Genomic DNA, 20,959 nt, shown 5'->3' on the forward strand with positions numbered 1-20,959 from the left:
TTACCTTGTGTTCCACCTATGGCTTGGCTTCCCGCAAGCCCCGTCTATGAAATAGCGGGGTTAGTGACAGTTTTTAGATAGGAATTGGGACTTTAGGAATTTAGGAATTGTTGAGATTGCTAAGCGCTGGTTGACAGCATAGACTTGGACTTTAGCAGAAAAATTCCCAAAAAACCCGCCCTCTGTCACGATTATTTCAGGGCAGGTTTTGGATACCTACGATCGATGATTGAGAAAGTGTACCGCCGAGATCCCCGGTTTCTCGATCGATACTTCGGTGTGAACAAGATATATCGCCAGAAACCGGGTTTCTGAGTGTCGGCTTTCTGGGCGGGCGAGTTGGTTTAATCTTCTTCGACTGGTACAGGCTGGTATCTTGATTCGGATATCAAGGGTTCGAGTGTTTTGCCGGGGGGGTTGTCGGCGGTGACTGCTGCTGAGTTGCTGGGGTTGACGATGCCGCCGGAGATGATGACTTTAAAGGCATCTTCGATCGACATTGACAAATTGACTACATCTGCCTCTGGCACTATAGCGTACCATCCTGTGGTGGGGTTGGGTGTAGTGGGGATGAAAATCCCGATCGGGCTTTCGCCGGAAAGATGAGACGGAATGTCGTTGCTCTCGATCGTACCGGTCACAAATGCCAAAGTCCAGATTCCCCGCCGGGGATACTCTACCAACACCACGCGGCGAAATTTGTCATTTGATTTGAGGATAGTTCCCAGCAGTTGTTTGAGGGTTTTGTAAACCGAACCCGCTAGAGGAATTGCCTGCAGCAGGCGTTCGCCAAAGTCTAGCAGCCACTTGCCAAAGATGTTGCGGGCCATTAAACCGATGACTAAAATGCTCAGCAGGGGTACAGCCAGCCCTACTAACAGATTTAGCAGATTCACCAAAATCGGGTTGAGTCCGTCAAAAGGGTTGATCTGCTTGGGAATTTTGGTGAGAAAATTGATCACCCAACTGGCGACGGTAATTGTCAGCCAGATGGTGGTAGCTAAGGGTATCACTACCAGCAGACCTGCGATCAGGTCGTTTTTTAAGTCTTGTTTGATGCGTTGGAGCACGGCGGGTCAAATCTCCTCGTAACTGGTTGCCAAGAACCTGAATAAAGCTGAGACTAAAGCAACTGCACGGGCTTTACTGGAAGTCACTGTGGACGATCGTCTTTTATTCTGCCAAACCCTACCCTTGCCGAGCGCGGAAGAGTTAGGGAGCGGCGGTGCTGTACCTATATTTTAAAGAATTATTGCAAGGAAAGCGCTTGCTTTTAATGTATGCGGGCTGTGCCACAGCCCACCATATTGTATATTTTAAGACAATTTATCTCGGACTTAACAAATAAGGTAAGGGCGTTGAGGCGGAGGGAGTCGGGGCGTTTCCTGCAGACGGCTTTTGGGCTGCTTCGAGAACAGATGAATTTTTAAGATGCGGCGGACTAGAGCAAGACCGTTGGTGATTGTACCGCGATCGGCGATGTACTGTCCATCTTTTAAGTGATTAGAGGCGTACCGATCGGGCCCACCCCACAAAGTGCTTGCTGACAATCCGGCAATTTCGTCGCTGACGGTTAATTTGGATGTTTGACCGACGAACCAATTGCTTTTACTGGCGCTACAGATGGTACATTAGGGGAAGGGTGGGATTTCAAGATTCCTAATTACTCGATCGATCGCCTGGGTTTGAATAACCAGAATATTGATGTCAACTATCAGTAAAAACCAGGAATGATGCAGGAGGTATATCGCGATTTGGTGCCGAGTTACAAAACCATCGACAATTTTTTGGCTAATTATCCAAAGGAAACGGATTTCTGGGAAGTTCAGAATAAGAATTTGACGCAAAAGCTGCTAGTCCAAAATCCGGCTTTGGATTGGCCAGAAATTGGGAGCGAGGTTGGGCCCACTAACAGATTGCCTGACGGTCGAGCTAGTATTGTGTCGATCGCTTAGTCTCTAATTGCAACTTTTGCGGACAAAAATTGACAACAAATACATACTTTCTTAAGGTGAGTATATGACTCTGTACGTAGCCTACAAACCTGAGTTTTGTCCGTCTAGGACTAACACATTTAAATTGTCTCTTGCGGTCAAAAATCCGGTTGTTTTAAGAAATAGGCTTTCTCAATTAGATCAAGTTCGCAAATATCTATCTGGGGATAGATACCTGTGTTGCAATGAATGTGATATATGAACAGTCGGGCGCAAATGAAGTCAAAGACTCGGTTTCTGCGTTAAGGTCGATCGATCGCTCATACCCTTTGATATTTGAAATTAAAGCATTGAAGAATTAGGAATGACTGATTGTGTATGGGTTGGCAGCACGGCTCTGCGGTGGCATTCTCCTTTTAAACTGGTATCACAACCTTTGATTTTGACGCCAGACTGGGTTTTGTGCGTCCAGGACTGACAAAAAGATATTTTTTTAGCAGAGATGGCGATGCACCCGCAAACCGGAGTACAGGTTCAAACAGACAGCGTAGCAATTTTTTATCTTTTCTTTAGATCGGCGATCGGAATTGAGTAAATAATGGAGATATTCAAGGGATTTTGATTAAATATTTAAGTAAAACATATTAAGGAATTTTTGTGAAAACGCTTAATATCCTCTTAGTAGAAGACAGTCCCCAAGATGCCGAACTGATTGAGGCATATCTCATGGATGGCGGTCTCGACTTTTCTCTGCTGTGCGTGGAAACTCGGGAAGACTTTATCGCAGCACTTGACAAACAGTGTGTTGATATTATTTTGGCAGATTATATGCTCCCTTGTTTTAACGGGATAGCGGCACTCTCGATCGCTCGCGCTACTTGTCCGGGAGTACCGTTTATTTTTGTGTCGGCTACTTTGGGCGAGGAAGTGGCGATCGAAACTTTGAAAAGCGGTGCTACAGACTACGTTCTCAAACGGCGTTTGACGCGCTTGGTGCCGTCGATCGAGCGGGCGCTGCGGGAAGTTCAAGAGCGGATCGATCGCTCTTGTGCTCAAGCGCAGCGGATCGAGAGCGAAGCGAGATTTCGGATGATGGCCGATACCGCGCCGGTGATGATTTGGATGACGGACACTGACAAACTTTGCGATTACTTTAACAAAGTTTGGCTGGATTTTACCGGTAGAACTTTGGCGCAAGAAATGGGCACCGGTTGGATGGAAACCGTACACCCCGATGATTTGCAGCAATGTTTGGATACCTGCGGGTCGGCTTTCGATGCTAGGGTGGAGTACGGGTTTGAATGCCGCATGAGACGCTATGACGGGGAATACCGCTGGGTTTTGGGTAGGGGCGTACCCCGCTACAGGCCCGATCGCACTTTTGCAGGTTACATCGCTTCTTGCATCGATATTAGCGATCGCAAACTGGCAGAACAAGAACGCGCTGCCGCTTTGGAAAACGAACAAGCAGCTCGCAAGCAAGCAGAAGAAACAGCTCAAGTGCTACTATCGGCAAACGCTAGAATTACTAACATTCTCGAAAGCATTACCGACGCTTTTGTCGCCTTCGATTTAAACGGGAACTACACATATATTAACCACAAAGCTCTCGAGCTTTTAGGCAAGTCACAAGTCGAACTAATCGGTAAAAATATTGGGGATCTATTTCCCAGGGCTGTCGATTTAGAGTGTTACAAAATGGCGGCAAAAGCATTAGCAGAAAAGGTAATGGTTGAGCATGAAGAATTCGTGCCTTTATGGAATAAGTGGTTGAAGGTGCGTTTTTATCCTGCCGATTCTGGTTTGTCGGCTTACATCCAAGATGTTAGCGATCGCAAGCAAGCAGAATCAGCACTCAAAGCTAGTCAAGAAAAGCTGAGAATGTTGGCAGAATCTAACTTGATCGGAATTCTCTTCGGCGATGTTGACGGCGGCATCAGTGACGCTAACGACGAATTTTTGCGGACGGTGGGCTACAGGCGGGAACAGTTGGAGCGCGGGGAACTCCGCTGGATTGACATTACACCGCCGGAGTACCTACCGCTGGACGAAATCGGCATCGCAGAGGCAAAGGCGAAAGGCGTTTGCACTCCTTACTCCAAGGAGTACGTGCGGCCAGATGGCAGCCGGATTCCGGTGTTGGTGGGGTATATTTTGCTGGGGGAAAAGCGGCAAGAATCTGTGGCTTTTGTTCTGGATTTGACGGTGCGCAAGCAGTTGGAAAGAGAACTGCACGATCGAGCCGCCGAATTGGCGCGGGCGAACCGGATTAAAGACGAGTTTCTGGGAACTTTGTCCCACGAATTGCGGACGCCGTTGAATGCGATGCTGGGATGGACGCAACTGCTGCGAAACCGGAAGTTTGATGAAAAAACGACTGTTAAGGCTCTCTCCACGATCGATCGCAATACGCGATCGCTGGCAACTCTGATCGAGGATTTGTTGGACGTGTCGCAGATTATTACCGGTCAACTGTCGCTGAATTTGCGGTGGGTGGATTTGATTTCGATTGTTGAGGCTGCGATCGATACTTTGAGGCCCGCGATTGCGGCAAAAAATCTTGAAATTGTGGCGGATTTCGACTCCTTTGCGGGGCGGATTTTTGGCGATTCCGGCCGCTTGCTGCAGGTGGCGTGGAATTTGCTGTCGAATGCGATTAAGTTTACTCCTGACGGGGGACAGGTGAGGGTGGCGCTGCGCCCGGTTGAGGGGACGATGGCCCGGGCGCCATCCGCCTGCTGTGAAAATTTGTCGCCGCCTAGTGTGGAAATTGAGGTCAGCGACACGGGACAAGGGATTGCGAGAGAGTTTTTGCCGCACGTTTTCGAGCGGTTCAGCCAAGCTGACAGCTCTACAACGCGATCTTACGACGGATTGGGTTTGGGTTTGGCCCTAGTGCGCCATTTTGTGGAAATGCACGGGGGGACGGTGCAAGTGGAATCGGCAGGGAAGGGACAAGGAGCGACGTTTTTCGTGAGATTGCCAATTAAACAGCTCCACGGCAACTGCGGATTTTCTGTTGGCCCGGCGGCGGATTTTGCGGTTCTAGAAAGTAAGGCGCCAGCCCCTGTAAATGAGTCTTTTGTCAGCAGCAACCTTTTGGGAGTGCGGGTGTTGGTGGTCGATCGCGACGGGGATTCCCTGGATTTTGCGCGTACAGTGCTCGAAGATTGCGGGGCCGAGGTGGAGACGGCAGTCTCGGGAAGGGAAGCCTTGGAAGCGATTCCTAGGCTGAATCCGGATGTGTTGGCGATCGATCTCGGGATGCAGTCGGAAAATGGAGAGGCTCTGCTGCTGCAAGTGCGAGAGCGAATGGCCCACAGGGAAATTCCGGCGCTGGCGTTCACGGCGGCAGGTAGGGTAGAGGAACGGGTGCGGGCGCTGCGGCAGGGTTTTCAACTTCACGTGTCCAAGCCTCTCGATGCTGGTGAGTTGGTGGCGGTGGTGGCAAGTTTGGCGGCGCGATCGATCTATCTGTGATTGACTCGGCGAGGAGGGAAATCCTCACTAAAAATCAGTTTTCTTCGATAAGAGCGATCGCACATTATATAACGACCAATGACCGATGACCTGCGCGGGCCAATGACCAATTACCAATTACCAATTACCAATTACCAATTACCAATTACCAATTACCAATTACGTTAACCCAACCGTTAATCGCTCAATCCCCTTCGGTACTCTGCTTTGAAAGCCTCTCGTTTATGCCTTCAGGCGAAATAACATACCGATAGTGAGTAGAGCCGCGAATAATTACTTGGATTTTTTTCGGACTAAATTTTTCGCTCTCAATAGTTAGGCATCCGTGGCCTGTTTCTTGCCAAGTCTGCATCAGCAAGCTCTCGATTTTGGCAAATAAACTGCTGATGGAAGTTTCCGTGCTTTCTGGTTTTCGTGACATATTATATTGATTTAGATACAAGTTGACTGGCTCTCTCGCCGCCTTGACGCGGGCCTCTCTATTTGAGCTATCGGCGCAACTTGTTCTTTTTTATGCAAATCCCGCAGCTTTTTTACCAAACTTTACACAACTGGCGATCGCACCTGATTTATCTGGTGTCCGATCGATTAACCGCAATAAGTAAGGTTGGTAGTGCGCCCGAAAGTCCGCAGCTTTTTGCGGACTTTCGGGCGCACTACGAAAAGTTTTTTTTAGGGTAATGCACCGGACATGATATGAGTAGTCTCTCGTTTGATGAGGACTCAAGTCGGAACGATCGAACCAATTTAATTGCGATCGTTCCAAACCAAGTTTCTGCCTCAGTCCGGTAACAGTAATCATTAGAATAAATTACTATCTGAGCTCCTTTGTCAAGCCCCAAAAGTTATAGATTTAATTGAGGTCAAAGTTTGTAGTTTTTGATACTGAGGTGCAAAAACCAGCTCCTCAAATATCAAGCTCATCAACTCGGTGCTTCACGTGAAAAATACCGTGCCGGGGTAAATGCTTCTGGGACTTTTGTATTTCACGCCGTGCAAGGATTTTTTTTGCTATTTGATTTTTCCTGCCCCGTCCGGTTCCAACTATCGACTAGAGACCAATTGCACCCGGCCGGCATCCATTTCATCCATTAATAACTCTAAAGCCTCATAATCAATATCCGAGATGTAGCCCAAGCGGGTGAGCTCGTTGTTGATTTCGTTTTCAATGTCAGGCGTCAACTGCTTAATGTAGAGGGCTTTTTCTACAAGTTGACGAATAGCATGAGTTGCTTGCATAGTATATCGGAGAACTCCGTACAGTTTAATTTTCATCTTAAGAGTCGATCGCGCGAGTGATCTAAATCAGAACTAACAAGTGATTTCAATTACATTCTTCAGTTTGACCTAACAGCTAAGGCAAGGTCGATCGCAATTTTTACCATTGCCTAGACTAAACCTAGTCGCCTCAATAAAAAATCGTATAGTAGCTTACCTTTACTCCCCAAATCTTGCGGAAAATTTTATAAAAAAGAGTAAATAAATAAAGATTCAGTAAACTTACTGAAAACAACTGGTCGGTTTTCCTCAGAGCGAGTTAGGCTCGTAGGTATCAAGTAGGTTTAGGCTTACATCCGTCCAATGAAGTAGTTGAAAATACGTAGAAATCATAGGTTTGATATATGCAGACACTTCTTGCCCATAAAGCAATTACGGTGATTCGACCCCTAGACCACCTGAACGCAGCTACAGCCGCAGAATTCGGACAGCAACTAACCGCAGCAATTTCAGCCCCCGGGGTGGTAGCGGTACTCGTGGATGTTGGCGCAGTGACATTTATTGACAGTGCGGGTTTGATGGCATTGATTTCCGGCCTCAAGCAGGCAAAAAAAATGGGGCGCAGGTTTAGTATTTGCTCAATTTCCGCCGGGATTAGGATGATTCTGGAACTCAGTCAACTCGATCGAGTTTTTGAGATCTTTGAAAATGTCGAGAGCTTTGAAGCGGCAAACTCTAGTGTAAAAAATCACTCGTAGAACCTTTTTATCGGTGAAAACAAGCAACAAAACACAGCAAATTGAGTTAAATGCCCCAAAAGACAGAGGAGCCGCCAGAGACGGGTACCGTGTCCCGTACAATCGTCGTGGATGCTCCCAAAATTTTAGACCCAACGACTGCGCTCCCTTCGACTTCGCTCTTCGGGCAACGCTTTTGTTCAAGCTCCCAGATTCTGGGCGCTGCAAGTCAATCTAAAATTCTTCAATCAAAAATCTAAAATCAACTGATTGCCGTTGGCGTGTTGGCAGATTTTAAGGTAGGCTGCTGTCTAGTCGCAACTATCAGAGCGAGTCGAGCCGTGGCAGTAAAAGTCGAAGAATTACTTACAGCAGAAATCAATCAGCCTGCTCGTTATCTAGGAAACGAGTTGGGGGCTGCGCGACAGCCTTGGGACGGGGCGTCTGTGCGCTGGGTGCTGACTTACCCAGAAGTGTATGAAGTTGGTGCTTCCAATCTGGGGCACATCATCCTTTACAACATTTTGAACGCCTTGCCGAGACAGTTGTGCGATCGAGCTTATTTGCCCGCAGCAGACTTAGCAGCAAAACTGCGATCGACCAAAACTCCCCTGTTTGCAGTAGAATCCAGGCGCTCGCTCTCAGAATTTGATATTCTGGGCTTCAGCCTCAGCTACGAACTCGGAGCGACAAACATTCTGGAAATGCTGGATTTAGCCGGCATTCCCCTAACTTGGCAAGAAAGAGCGACAAATGACCAAAACGGTCAAATGCCGCTGATTTTTGCTGGCGGACAAACCGCAACATCCAATCCCGAACCCTACGCTGACTTTTTTGACTTCATCGCTTTGGGAGATGGAGAAGAATTGCTGCCGGAAATTGGCTTGATTTTGACCGAAGGCAAAACTAACAATTTGAGCCGAGAAGCACTGCTGCTGGATTTAGCGCAAATTCCCGGCGTTTACGTCCCCCAATTCTACGATATGGCGGCCGACGGTTCTGTTCGTCCCAACCGCCCGCAAGTTCCCGATCGAATTCTGCGCCGCGTGGCGACTCCCATACCAGCATATTCGATCGGGCTAGTACCCTACGTCGAGACAGTACACGACAGACTGACAGTAGAAATCCGCCGGGGATGCACCCGCGGCTGCCGCTTCTGTCAGCCGGGAATGCTGACTCGCCCCGCGCGCGATGTGGAACCGCAGCAAGTCGTAGAGGCAATAGAACAAGGGATGAAAGCCACCGGGCACAGCGAGTTTTCCCTGCTTTCCCTGAGTTGTTCCGACTATCTGGCACTCCCAGCAGTCGGGATGGAAATCAAAAACCGCCTCAAAGATAAAAATATCTCTCTGTCTCTACCCAGCCAGCGGGTTGACAGATTTGACGATAATATTGCCGACATTCTCGGCGGCACGCGGCAAAGCGGTTTGACTTTTGCGCCGGAAGCCGGCACGCAGCGGATGCGCGACATTGTTAACAAAGGTTTGACAAACGAAGAATTGCTCCGGGGTGTCAAAACTGCGGTCGATCGCGGTTGGGATAAAATCAAGCTGTATTTTATGATCGGTTTGCCCGGAGAAACAGATTTTGATGTTCTGGGCATCGCGGAAACAGTCCGCTGGCTGCACAGGGAATGCAGGCTGGTCGGCCGCCGGGGACTGAATTTTAATTTGACAATTTCTAATTTTACCCCCAAGCCTCACACTCCTTTTCAGTGGCACTCGGTTTCGACTGCTGAGTTTTCCCGCAAGCAAAGACTCCTCAAGGATGAATTTCGCGGGATGCGGGGCGTTAAGGTGAATTACACTGATGTGCGGATTTCGGCAATGGAGGATTTTGTCGGACGGGGCGATCGGCGTTTGGGCGCTGTAGTCCGCCGCGCTTGGGAACTCGGTGCTGGTATGGATGCGTGGTGGGAAAGTTTGGATAAGGCTTACAAGGCTTGGACTCAGGCGATCGATGAATCGGGCCTTACCTGGAAATACCGCCAAGTCGAAAGCGGCGAATGGAATCTTTTTCAGAAGGAAGAGGAGAAGGAAGAAGGAAGTTCGGCAACGAGCACTGTACGGGATTTAACGGATACAAGTCTGAATTCCCAGGAATCAACGAAGATTTCCCGAATTCTCCCACTCTCCCCCTCCCCCACTCTCCCCCTCTCCCCCTCTCCCACTCTCCCCCTCTCCCCCTCTCCCACTCCCCCCCTCTCCCCCTCCCCCACTCTCCCCCTCTCTCTCGATCGACCTTTACCTTGGGATCACTTAGACACGGGGATCGACAAAAACTGGCTTAAAATGGACTTGCTTCATGCTTTAGAAGCAGCGACGGTTCCTGACTGTTCCTTTGAAGGGTGTTCGCGCTGCGGGGTTTGCGGCACTGATTTCGGACACAATGTGGTTGTGGATGCTCTGCCAATTCCAGAGTTTGCAGGGGAATTCGTGCCGGATACGCAGCGGAAACAGCGTTTGCGGGTTTGGTTCGGGAAGGTGGGCGATATGGCTTTGGTTGGTCATTTGGATTTGCTGCGATTGTTCGATCGAGTTGTCCGCAGGGCCGATTTACCGATTTCGTTTACCGGCGGCTTCCACCCGAACCCTCGAATTTCTGTGGCAAATGCCCTGCCTCTGGGCGTTACGAGCACTGGGGAAATTGCTGATTTTGAACTCACTGAGCCGATCGATATTGAGATTTTTCGGGAAAAATTGGCGGGGACTCTGCCGGAAAATATCCCGATTTACAGGGTTGAGCCGATCGATCTCAAAGCTCCTTCTGCCAGTCAGTTGTTAGAAGCTGCGGAGTATGTCATCACTGTCGCTGCAACAGGCTCGCTGGCAGAAAATGGCGAATCTGACCGGGAGCATTCTGCTGCTGTCGGGGTCGCGGATAGTGCCAATTGGGAGGCTTGGGTTAAAGCGATCGCCCAAAGTTCGGCTTTTTGGCGGGTGCACACTACTAAGTCGGGAAAGACGCGGGATGTCAATTTGCGCGATCGGCTGCACAAACTCGAACTTGTAGAGCAGAAACCAGAAAGCAGCGCCTCTGCCTCTAGTGGTAAATCCCAAGGTACAGCCGTCTTGCGCTATACCGGCAGTTGTCGCAGCGATGGCAACTTGCTGAAGCCCGAACATCTTGTTTTCATGCTCGAACAAGTTAGCCAGCAAGAAATTCAGCTTCTGCAGGTACAACGCAGTCAGCTCATCCTGGGTTATGGTTAAAATAGGGAAGCCGCAGTGGAATATTTCACCCGGGCTTCCCTATCGGGATGTATCGTTTCACGCTATAATTGCTTGTTATGGAAGCCGCGGCGGCTTGAGCGCTTTTGTCGCTCGTCGCTAAGAGTCAACCAGCAACGCGGGCTGGGTGCAAATTGCTTCTGTTCAAGACTTCAAGCCTTTTTGTACATTCACGGGCTAAATCTAGCGCCAAACCCGCAGGAGCGGGGCCTGAACCAAATTGATCGATTAATTTCGCTCGATCGACTGGTTGTCGATCGTCGGCTTACTCAAAAATCTCACGGTTCAAGCCGCTCTGCTGGTATTCAACAATAGATCTTTTTGACCTCGATCGAAAACGGATACAAGCCCCAGACTTCAGTCGTAGAGAGATCGCAGTTTTAGACCCTAGTTCAAGCTCCCAGATTGCATCTGTTCGGTAAATCTAAAATCTAAAATTCTTCAATTCTTTAATCGACTAACCTCGATCGAAAACGGAGAGAAGCCCCCGACAATCGTCGTGGAGAACCCAAAATTTTAGGTTTTAGACCCTAGTTCAAGCTCCCAGATGGCATCTGTGCAGTAAATCTAAAATCTAAAATCTAAAATCTAAAATCGACTGACCAGGTTTTAGGGTTGGCAGGGGCCCAGGTTGCAGTCGAATGCCAAGAGTAGAGTCAGTTGAGTGCGATCGCGCAAGAATTCAACAAAAGTCCTTACGCTTTCACTCCTACTTACATTCGCTCAAAACCAGCCCTCAACCACCACGCAAGGGGAGTTATCAGTTCGTAGTGTTAAGTTGTATGTTCAGTTGTGTGTTAAGAAATTGGTGGGATTGTCGCTGAATTTATTCGCTGAGTTCAAAGGAAGAGTTGCAAGTGTTGAATTTTGAGTATTGAGTCAAGCAATTCTCAACTCACAACTTAATATTGCTAACTCGATCAAAGCCTCCTTATTTCTATCTCTCAGATTTATCTGCTGAGCATAACTCATAACTCTCGATCGGGCGGGTTTAACTACTTTATCTGTAACAGTGAACAGTGAACAGTTAACAGTTAAATTTCCTTGCACCCTGCACCAACTCACAACTAATAACTCTTCCTGCTACTACTAATTACAGTTAAAGTCAGAGGCACTCTAAGCGCGTTAGTGTCTCTAACTTGCTGCCAGTTTTTTGAGGAAATTGAATGACAAAGCAGATAGTTATAGCAGAGCAGCATCGCATTGCTGCCGTTTTTTCAGAAGATCAAATCCAAGAACTCGTGGTAGCCACAGGCAGCCACCAAGTCAGCGACATTTACTTGGGAATTGTCGAAAATGTACTCCCCGGGATAGATGCGGCCTTTGTCAATATTGGCGACCCTGAACGCAACGGGTTCATGCACGTCACAGACCTCGGCCCGCTGCGGCTCAAACGATCGGCAGGAGCAATTACAGAACTCCTGACGCCGCAGCAGAAAGTGGTGGTACAGGTGATGAAAGAACCGACGGGCAGCAAAGGCCCTCGGCTGACAGGCAACATTACTCTGCCGGGCCGCTATTTGGTACTGATGCCCTACGGCAGGGGAGTCAATCTGTCCCGCAGAATCAAGTCGGAAGCCGAGCGCAACCGCCTCAGAGCCCTGGCTATTTTGGTGAAACCGGCCGGGATGGGGCTGCTGGTACGCACCGAAGCCGAAGGCATGACCGAAGAAGCCATCATGGAAGATTTGGAAGTCCTGCAAAAACAGTGGGAAGCCGTGCAACTCGAAGGCGGTACCTCGCGGGCGCCGGCACTGCTCAACCGCGATGACGATTTTATCCAGCGGGTGCTGCGGGATATGTTCAGCGGTGACGTGAATCGGATTGTGGTGGACTCGCAAAATGGAATTAAGCGGGTGAAGCAGCAGTTGATGAGCTGGAACGGCGGTAAACTTCCTGCTGGAGTTTTGATCGACCACCACCGAGAGCGCGCCTCGATTTTAGAATTTTTCCGCGTTAACGCTGCGATTCGAGAAGCCCTCAGACCGAGGGTGGATTTGCCTTCGGGCGGTTACGTGATCATCGAGCCGACTGAGGCGCTGACGGTGATCGATGTCAACTCTGGCTCGTTTACTCGATCGGCAACAGCTCGCGAAACGGTACTCTGGACAAATTGCGAAGCAGCAACGGAAATTGCCAGACAACTGCGACTCCGCAATATTGCCGGGGTGATTATTGTTGACTTTATCGACATGGAATCCCGCCGCGATCAGTTGCAGGTGCTGGAACATTTCAATAAAGCTCTCAAAGCTGACAAATCTCGGCCGCAAATCGCTCAACTCTCGGAATTGGGACTGGTAGAACTCACCCGCAAACGCCAAGGTCAAAATATTTACGAGTTGTTCGGCCACAGTTGCCCTACTTGCAGCGGGTTGGGTCATCTGGTGCAACTCCCGGGCGAAGAAGATTTCGCCGCAGCGGTGCGGGAATCGGCCGATCGCACTGTGACTTCCTCCAACCGGGTGATGTTGAACTTGCCAGAAGGATTGGAACGCCGCAGCTTGGCGCCTGTAGCTGGCGCAGCAGTTGCGCCAGTAAGAGAAGAACGTTCCCCCGAACCCGCTCGGGCTGCTTGGGAACCGTCTAGCGAAAGTTTGGATTTTGTTGAGACTGGCGGCAACGCCTCGGCTTTGGACTTGCTCAACCATCCCAGCTATCAGGATTTGGGCAACGGAACCAGACGGCGCCGCCGCCGCCGGATTGGCGAAGAGCCTTTTGCCGTGGTGGCGGAGGAGGAACCGGTACGCAGCAAGTTGCGGCTGCCGAATACGAACAGCGCGCCCGTCGCAGAGCCGCGCTCTGAGTATCAGGCACCCCCCGGCATCCGGGCAGCTTCTGAGGGCTTCGGGGTGGTGAATATGGCGACTGTTGGCAGGCGCGAGGATTTCGATCGCGTGCGCCCAGCTAAGTCTGAGTTGATGAAGCCGATGGTGGAGCCTCCCGAGGTGATTTCGGTGGAAATGACGCCAGAGGAGCAGGATGTTTATGCTCTGATGGGGGTTTCTCCTTTGGTGCTGACGGATCGCAGCCTGAAAAATCCTAAGAATGCGATCGTTTCGGTGACGCTCCCGGGAGCGGCCCCGAACAAGCCACCTTTTGAGCAGCTCGAATTTGAATTTGAAGCGCCTGCACCAGCACAGAATGTTGAGGAACGAGATTATTATTCAGAAATGTCGGTTGCCCGGCCGGTATTTGCTGAGGATGACGATGATGATGCTGATGATGATGAGGCCCAAATTTACGGCTCAAGTTCGATCGACGAAGACGAAACCGAGGATGATTTTGAGCCGATGGAGGAAACCGACGGTGTGATGGCTTTCTCACAGGAGCCGATCGAATTCCACGAGCCGATCGAATCCTATGAGCCGATCGAATCCCATGAGCCGATCGAATCGATCGAGCCGATCGAATCCCACGAGCCGATCGAATCGAATGAGCCGATCGAATCCCATGAGCCGATCGAATCGATCGAACCCGAGGAGCCTGCTATCAACCGCCGGCGCCGCCGCCGCTCGTCTGCTGTTTTGGATGAGTGATTATGAAGGAAGAGGTTCGAGGGAAGAAGGAAGTTCGGCAACGGATTGTGTAACGGATGTAACGGATGGAAGTCAAGCGTGAAGAAGTCCGAGGTAAGAAGAAAGAAGTCAAGCGTGAAGAAGGAAGAAGTAGAAATTTTTACTCTCTTCCCATCTTTCCATCTCTCCCTTTCTCCCACTCCCCCAGTCTCGCCCTCTCCTCTCCCCCTCTCGCCCTCTCCCCGTCTCCCTCGGATAATTGCAGGTGTAGATGAAGTAGGAAGAGGAGCTTTGTTCGGGCCTGTGGTGGCTGCTGCCTGCATTTTGCCCGACGAGGTTCTCGATGAATTAGTAAGTTGCGGGGTGCGCGACAGCAAGCAGTTGAGTCCCGCAGCCCGGAGTCGGTTAGCGCTGAAAATCCGGGCTGTGGCGGTTGACTGTCAAATTGGTGCAGCTTCGGTGCGGGAGATCGATCGCCTGAATATTTTGCAGGCTTCTTTGTTGGCAATGAAGCGGGCGATTGTGAAGTTGAATGTCACGCCGGATTTGTGTTTGGTTGACGGCAATCAAAGAATACCCAATTTGTCGATCGACCAAGAGACGATGATTAAGGGTGATTCGCGATCGATTCAGATTGCCGCCGCTAGCATTGTCGCCAAAGTTTGGCGCGATGAATTAATCCTGCGGATGGCCCTCAAGTATCCAGAATATGACTTGACAAACAACAAAGGATATGGTACAAAAAAACATACATTGGCTTTAGAACGCTGCGGTGCATCTGTCTTTCATCGAACATCCTTTCGTCCTTGCCGAGAATCTTAAAATAGACTTGAATTGCCAGAATTAGCTCTCAATTCCTTCAATTATCTGCGTTAATCTGCGACTTTCAAGAGTGCATAAAAAATTATGCAATAGGTTGAATGACTTATAAAATAAATGCTTGAAGCTTCCCTAAACTTGCATTGTTTTAGGTCAAATCTAAAATCTAAAATCTAAAATCTAAAATCTAAAATCCCATGACAGATACTTCACTAACAATTGCCGGGTATCGCATCCTCGATCGCATTTACAACGGTTCTAGAACCCAAGTTTACCGAGCGATTTCCGAATCAGACCAAAAACCTGTCGTCATCAAAATCCTCCAAAGCGAATATCCCACTTTCAACGAACTCGTACAGTTTCGCAATCAGTACACAATTACCAAAAATCTTGACCTGAAAGGAATTGTCAAACCCCTGGCACTCTCAAACTACCGCAACGGTTTTGCTTTAGTCATGGAAGATTTTGGCGGTATCTCTCTTGCCGAATATACCGCCCTTCACCCACTAAGTACCGCCGATTTTTTACCGATAGCTATTCAGACAGTCCAAGTATTAGAAGGACTCTATCAGTATCGAATTATTCATAAAGATATCAAACCCCAGAATATTCTAATTAATCCCCACACAAAAGAAATTAAAGTCATTGACTTCAGTATATCTTCCCTTTTGCCCCGAGAAAATCAAGAAATTAAAAGCCCTAACGTTCTGGAAGGAACGCTAAATTATATGTCTCCAGAACAAACCGGTCGCATGAATCGAGGTATCGATTACCGCACCGATTTCTACTCGCTGGGAGTCACATTTTACGAACTGCTGACAGGACAATTACCCTTTAAATCTACCGATCCGATGGAGTTAGTTCACTCCCATCTGGCCAGGATTCCAACTCCCCCAATAGAGATCCTCCCAACCATCCCGGCAATGTTGAATGACATCACTGTTAAATTGATGGCAAAAAACCCAGAATCGCGCTATCAAAATGCTTTCGGACTCAGGTACGACTTGGAAACGGTAAGGCAGCAGTGGCAAGAAACAGGCAAGATTAGCCAGTTTACTTTGGGGGCTAGAGATATTTGCGATCGCTTTGCCATACCCGAAAAACTCTACGGCAGAGAAACCGAAGTTAACACATTATTAGAAGCATTCGATCGCGTCAGCACCCCCCTCAACTCCCCCCTTAATAAGGGGGGGCAAGGGGGGGTCGAAATCATGCTAGTCGCCGGCTTTTCCGGCATTGGCAAAACCGCCGCCGTCAACGAAGTACACAAACCCATTGTCGGAGCGCGGGGCTACTTCATCAAAGGGAAATTTGACCAATTCAAGCGCGATATTCCCTTGGGGGCCTGGGTGCAATCCTTCCAGAACTTGATGAGACAACTGCTAGCTGAAACCGCAGCTAATGTGGAGAAATGGCAAGCCAAAATCTTAAAAGTTTTGGGTGAAAATGCCCAGGTAATTATCGATGTCATCCCCGAATTAGAACACCTGCTCGGCAAGCAGCCAAAAGTCCAAGAGCTAGAAGGAATTGCCGCACAAAATCGCTTTAATTTGCTCTTCGGTAAGTTTATCGGAGTCTTCGCCACAAAAGAGCATCCTTTAGTCATTTTCTTGGATGATTTGCAGTGGGCCGATTCTGCTTCGCTGAAGCTAATGCAGTTGCTGGTAAGCGAGACGGATACCCGCTATCTGCTGTTAATCGGAGCCTATAGGGACAACGAAGTTTTCGGTGCCCATCCGCTAATTTTGACCTTGGATGAACTCCGCAAAAAGTCAGTCCCAGTCAATCAAATTACATTATCACCCTTAGACAAACCAGCCCTAAATCGCCTGATTGCCGATACCCTAATTTGTCCATTAGAACGAGCAACTCCTTTAACAGAACTCGTCTTCAGCAAAACTAAAGGCAATCCATTCTTTGCTACGCAATTCCTCAAATTTCTCCAAATCGATGGGTTAATTTCCTTTGATGTGAGCTGCGCGTATTGGCAGTGCGATATTGCCCGAGTTACCGCCCTTGCTTTGACCGACGATGTAGTTGAGTTTATGGCGATTAAGTTGCAAAACCTCCCTGCAAATACCCAAGATATTTTAAAGTTAGCGGCTTGTATCGGCAACCAATTTGACTTGGCAACCCTGGCAGTTGTCCGCGAAAAATCTCAAGCCGAAACGGCGGATGAATTGTGGCAAGCGCTGCAAGAGGGGTTAGTGATTCCCATCAGCGAAGTTTACAAGTTCTTTCAAAATTCGGAATCATCAGAGGTGGCACAAACATCTGATTTATCGGTTCCCTACAAATTTTTACACGATCGAGTACAGCAAGCAGCATACTCTTTAATTCCCGAATCTCAGAAACAGTCAACTCACCTCAAAATAGGGCAACTTTTGTTGAGGAAGGGCGGACAGGGAGGCGCCGCCCCTACGGCACAAGAAAGAGAAGAGAAAATTTTCGATATCGTCAACCATTTGAACAGGGGCAAGGAGTTAATTATTGCTCAGACTGAGCGAGATGAATTAGCTCAATTGAATTTAATTGCTGGACGTAGAGCTAAAAGTTCAATAGCTTATGCTGCTGCGAAAAGATATTTAGCTACGGGACTGGAAGTTTTAGCAGTAAATAGTTGGCAGCATCAGTACAGCCTATCATTGGCTTTGTACTCCGAAGCAGCAGAGGTGGCTTATCTCAACGGTGAGTTTGAGCAGATGGATAAATTCGCTAATATTGTTCTGCAACAAGCGATTTCGCTGCTGGACAAAGTGAAAGTCTATGATGCAAAAATTCAAGCGTCGGCCTCCCAGGGGAACCTCACAGAAGATGTTAACATTGGGCTGCAAGTGCTCGCTCAGTTGGGAGTAATTTTACCAGAATCGCCCAACCAGTCGGATGTTCAAAAAGGACTAGAAGAAACTGCTTTGCTCTGTGCTGAACACGAAATCGAAGCGTTAATTAACCTGTCGGAAATGACCGAACCAGAACCGTTAGCAGCCATGTATATCATATCAAGTATTGCTCCTGCTGCTTATGTTGCTGCACCAACAGTGCTATTACTAATTACGTGCAAAATGGTTAATTTATCACTCAAATATGGTAATGCCACCTGGTCGTCATTTGGTTATTCTATTTACGGATTAATTCTGTGTGGAGTAGTCCAAGACATAGAAACGGGTTATCGATTTGGTTACTTAGCTGCAAATTTGGCTGAGCGGCTCAATGTTCAGAAAGTCAAGGCTAAGGTATTCAATGTCTGGGGTTCTCTGATCGTACACTGGAAAAAACATCTCAGAGAAGCACTACCCATTTTGATTGAGGGATATCAAAGCGCAGTGGAAAGTGGAGACTTTGAAATGGCTGGTCACTGTGGATTTCATATATGCTATGTATCATGTTTTTTGGGTCAAGAGCTTACGGAGGTAGACCAAAAGATATCAGCATACAGTAAGGCTATTAGTAAAATTAGACAAGAAGTTTTATTGAGTTGGATCGCATTAGCTCGGCAAGTAGTCCAGAATTTGTTAGGTAATAATGAAAATCCCACTTGTTTAATGGGTGACATATACAATGAAGAGGAAGGACTAACAACTGCTATTAAAGCAAATGATGGCTGTCAACTTCATCAAGTATACCTATATAAACTCATTTTAAATTGCGTGTTTTGTCAACCTCATGAAGCCATTAAAAATGCTGTTTTAGCCGAAAAATATCTAGGCAGCGTGACAGCACTGATCTGCGTGCCTCTCTTCCATTTTTATGATTCTCTGGCACATTTAGCTGTATTTGCTGAGGCTTCAAGTTCCGAACAAGAGGTTATACTCAATCGGGTGAAAAACAACCAAGAAAAAATGCAAAAGTGGGCGCATCATGCTCCGATGAATCATTTACATAAGTTCTATCTAGTAGAGGCAGGGCGGCATCGGGTGCTAGGAGAAAGACTGGAGGCAGTGGAAATGTACGATCGCGCGATCGGCCTCGCCCAACAAAACGAGTACGTTAATGAAGAAGCCCTCGCCCACGAACTCGCCGCCACATTTTATCTCGAATGGGGCAAAGAAAAAATTGCCCGAGTCTATTTAACTGACGCCTACTACGCCTACGCGCGCTGGGGCGCCAAGGCAAAAGTTGAGGATTTAGAAAAACGCTATCCCCAATTAATCGCGCCGATTCTCAACCAGAAAACCAGCTTGCAGACAGGCGAAACCTTTTCCCTGATGACTAATGCCACCCTCTCAATGACCAGCAGTTTGGAAAGGTCGGAATTTCTCGATTTGGCAACAGTTATTAAAGCATCTCAAGCTCTTTCAGGGGAAATTCAGCTTGAAAAACTGCTCTCAACTTTGATGCAAGCAGCAATTGAAAATGCTGGAGCTTCCAAAGGCGCTCTGATTTTGCACCGAGGAGGTAACTTAATAGTTGAAGCTTTGGGAACTAGCGACACTTCAGAAACAACATTCCTGCAACCCATTGCCCTAGAAAATAGCCACATAGTTCCCATAAGTCTGATTAACTATGTAGCCAGAACTCAAGAACTTTTGCTCTACAACAATGTACCTAAAGAGAGCCAAAATTTATATGATGCTTATATCATTCAGCACCAACTGAAGTCAGTTTTGTGCCTGCCGATCCAACACCAAGGAAAAACGATCGCCATTCTGTATCTAGAAAACAATCTGACAACAAATGCCTTTACTCCTAACAGAGTAGCAGTCTTAAAAATATTGTCGTCTCAAGCAGCCATCTCCATAGAAAATGCCCAACTCTACGCCAACTTAGAAGCCAAAGTCGAAGAACGCACCCAAGAACTATCACAAACTTTAAGCTATCTCGAAGCTACCCAAGCAGAACTGATTCAATCAGAAAAAATGGCAGCTTTAGGACAACTGGTTGCCGGAGTTGCCCACGAAGTTAACACTCCCCTGGGCGCGATTCGATCGTCTGCCGGCAATGTTTCTAAGTTCTTGAATCAAACTCTAGAACAGTTGCCCGCACTTTTTCAATCTCTCTCCCCAGAAGAAGTACAGGATTTCTTAGCCTTACTTCAGCGTGCTCTCGAACAAGAAACCAGCTTATCAACGAAAGAAGAACGCAAATTGAAGAGAGCTTTGAGAGGCCAACTGCAAGAATTAGGAATAGCAGATTCAGATACCGCAGCCGATCGCCTAGTAATGATGGGAGTCTATCATGAACTTGACAGCTTTGTGTCGCTGCTGCAAAAACCCGATAGCTTGCACATTATAGAAATCGCCTACAAACTTTCTGAGTTAAAAAAAGGTATGGCCACGATCAACACAGCTACAGACAGAGCATCAAAAGTCGTGTTTGCCTTAAAAACCTATGCCCATTACGAACAGTCGGGGAAAAAGACAGCAGCCAGCATTGCAGAAGGGATTGAAACGGTGTTAACCCTTTATCAAAATCAACTCAAACAGGGCGTTCAGGTAGTGAGAAAGTATGCCGAAATCCCACCAATAATGTGCTATCCCGACGAACTGAATCAAGTGTGGACAAATCTTGTGCACAATGCTTTGCAAGCAATGGATTACCGAGGCACGCTAATTATTGAGTTAGCCCAGCAATCCGGGCAGGCTAAGATTAGTGTCACCGACAGCGGTAAGGGGATACCATTCGAGATAAAAGCGAAAATATTTGACCCGTTTTTTACTACTAAGCCGGCGGGAGAAGGCAGCGGTTTGGGGCTAGATATTGTCAAGAAGATTGTTGACAAACATCAGGGAAAAATAGAGGTAGAATCGATTCCGGGCCAAACCACATTTAATGTTTTCCTGCCCGTGAGCGCTGTATAAGCAGGTCAAGGATCTCGCAAACAATATAACGCAGTAAGTAGGTCGGGTATTACTGGACTCCACCCAACCTGCAATCTAGCCCATAGGGAGGATGGCAAAAGTTAAAGCGTTTTGACGAAAATAACTTGGATTCCACCGGAAATGGATGTAAAACAGCAGTACGATGCGTTATGCTCAGCTAAGCTGCTACGCAGATAGATTTTTTGGTTCCGGCGACTGGAGACGGGG

12 protein-coding genes are annotated in these 20,959 nt (G+C 48.1%); 8 read left to right on the forward strand and 4 right to left on the reverse strand.

Features of this window, described 5'->3' with window-relative positions; genetic code table 11:
• Positions 1-344: 344 nt before the first annotated feature.
• Positions 345-1,070 (reverse strand): DUF502 domain-containing protein, encoded by a 726-nt coding sequence (locus QUB63_RS22370; RefSeq protein ID WP_332947521.1) that lies wholly within the window; start codon positions 1,068-1,070, stop codon positions 345-347.
• Between the two features lie 516 nt (positions 1,071-1,586).
• Here QUB63_RS22370 and QUB63_RS22375 point away from each other — a divergent pair.
• The 3 genes from QUB63_RS22375 (at position 1,587) to QUB63_RS22385 (ending at position 5,414) form a co-directional block, all read left to right on the forward strand.
• On the forward strand, positions 1,587-1,721 hold the full coding sequence (locus QUB63_RS22375; RefSeq protein WP_332947522.1) for a hypothetical protein: 135 nt from the start codon (positions 1,587-1,589) through the stop codon (positions 1,719-1,721).
• Positions 1,722-1,730: 9 nt separating this feature from the next.
• Positions 1,731-1,955 carry a hypothetical protein gene (locus tag QUB63_RS22380; RefSeq protein ID WP_332947523.1) on the forward strand — a complete coding sequence of 75 codons (225 nt, stop codon included), beginning with the start codon at positions 1,731-1,733 and terminating at the stop codon, positions 1,953-1,955.
• 636 nt (positions 1,956-2,591) lie between these two features.
• A complete protein-coding gene (locus QUB63_RS22385; RefSeq protein ID WP_332947524.1) occupies positions 2,592-5,414 on the forward strand; it encodes a PAS domain S-box protein in 2,823 nt (940 codons plus the stop codon).
• A gap of 184 nt (positions 5,415-5,598) precedes the next feature.
• Here QUB63_RS22385 and QUB63_RS22390 read toward each other — a convergent pair whose 3' ends face one another.
• The 3 genes from QUB63_RS22390 to QUB63_RS22400 form a co-directional block, all read right to left on the reverse strand.
• Complete coding sequence (locus QUB63_RS22390) at positions 5,599-5,835, reverse strand: hypothetical protein (RefSeq protein ID WP_332947525.1); 237 nt, start codon at positions 5,833-5,835, stop codon at positions 5,599-5,601.
• Between the two features lie 90 nt (positions 5,836-5,925).
• On the reverse strand, positions 5,926-6,216 hold the full coding sequence (locus QUB63_RS22395; protein ID WP_332947526.1) for a hypothetical protein: 291 nt from the start codon (positions 6,214-6,216) through the stop codon (positions 5,926-5,928).
• A 242-nt stretch (positions 6,217-6,458) separates the two neighbouring features.
• Positions 6,459-6,653 (reverse strand): hypothetical protein, encoded by a 195-nt coding sequence (locus QUB63_RS22400; protein ID WP_293155487.1) that lies wholly within the window; start codon positions 6,651-6,653, stop codon positions 6,459-6,461.
• A 383-nt stretch (positions 6,654-7,036) separates the two neighbouring features.
• Here QUB63_RS22400 and QUB63_RS22405 point away from each other — a divergent pair, with 383 nt between their 5' ends.
• From QUB63_RS22405 to QUB63_RS22425, 5 genes are all read left to right on the forward strand, one after another.
• Entirely contained in the window at positions 7,037-7,390 is a 354-nt protein-coding gene (locus QUB63_RS22405; RefSeq protein WP_332947529.1) for an STAS domain-containing protein, read from the forward strand.
• A gap of 320 nt (positions 7,391-7,710) precedes the next feature.
• On the forward strand, positions 7,711-10,581 hold the full coding sequence (locus tag QUB63_RS22410) for a TIGR03960 family B12-binding radical SAM protein (RefSeq protein ID WP_332947530.1): 2,871 nt from the start codon (positions 7,711-7,713) through the stop codon (positions 10,579-10,581).
• 1,184 nt (positions 10,582-11,765) lie between these two features.
• Positions 11,766-14,135 carry an Rne/Rng family ribonuclease gene (locus QUB63_RS22415; RefSeq protein WP_332947531.1) on the forward strand — a complete coding sequence of 790 codons (2,370 nt, stop codon included), beginning with the start codon at positions 11,766-11,768 and terminating at the stop codon, positions 14,133-14,135.
• Between the two features lie 114 nt (positions 14,136-14,249).
• A complete protein-coding gene (locus tag QUB63_RS22420) occupies positions 14,250-14,936 on the forward strand; it encodes a ribonuclease HII (protein ID WP_332947532.1) in 687 nt (228 codons plus the stop codon).
• 194 nt (positions 14,937-15,130) lie between these two features.
• Complete coding sequence (locus tag QUB63_RS22425; protein ID WP_332947533.1) at positions 15,131-20,731, forward strand: trifunctional serine/threonine-protein kinase/ATP-binding protein/sensor histidine kinase; 5,601 nt, start codon at positions 15,131-15,133, stop codon at positions 20,729-20,731.
• Positions 20,732-20,959 lie beyond the last annotated feature (228 nt).

It is taken from the genome of Microcoleus sp. ARI1-B5 (assembly GCF_036705795.1).
Taxonomy (GTDB): Bacteria; Cyanobacteriota; Cyanobacteriia; order Cyanobacteriales; family Microcoleaceae; genus Microcoleus.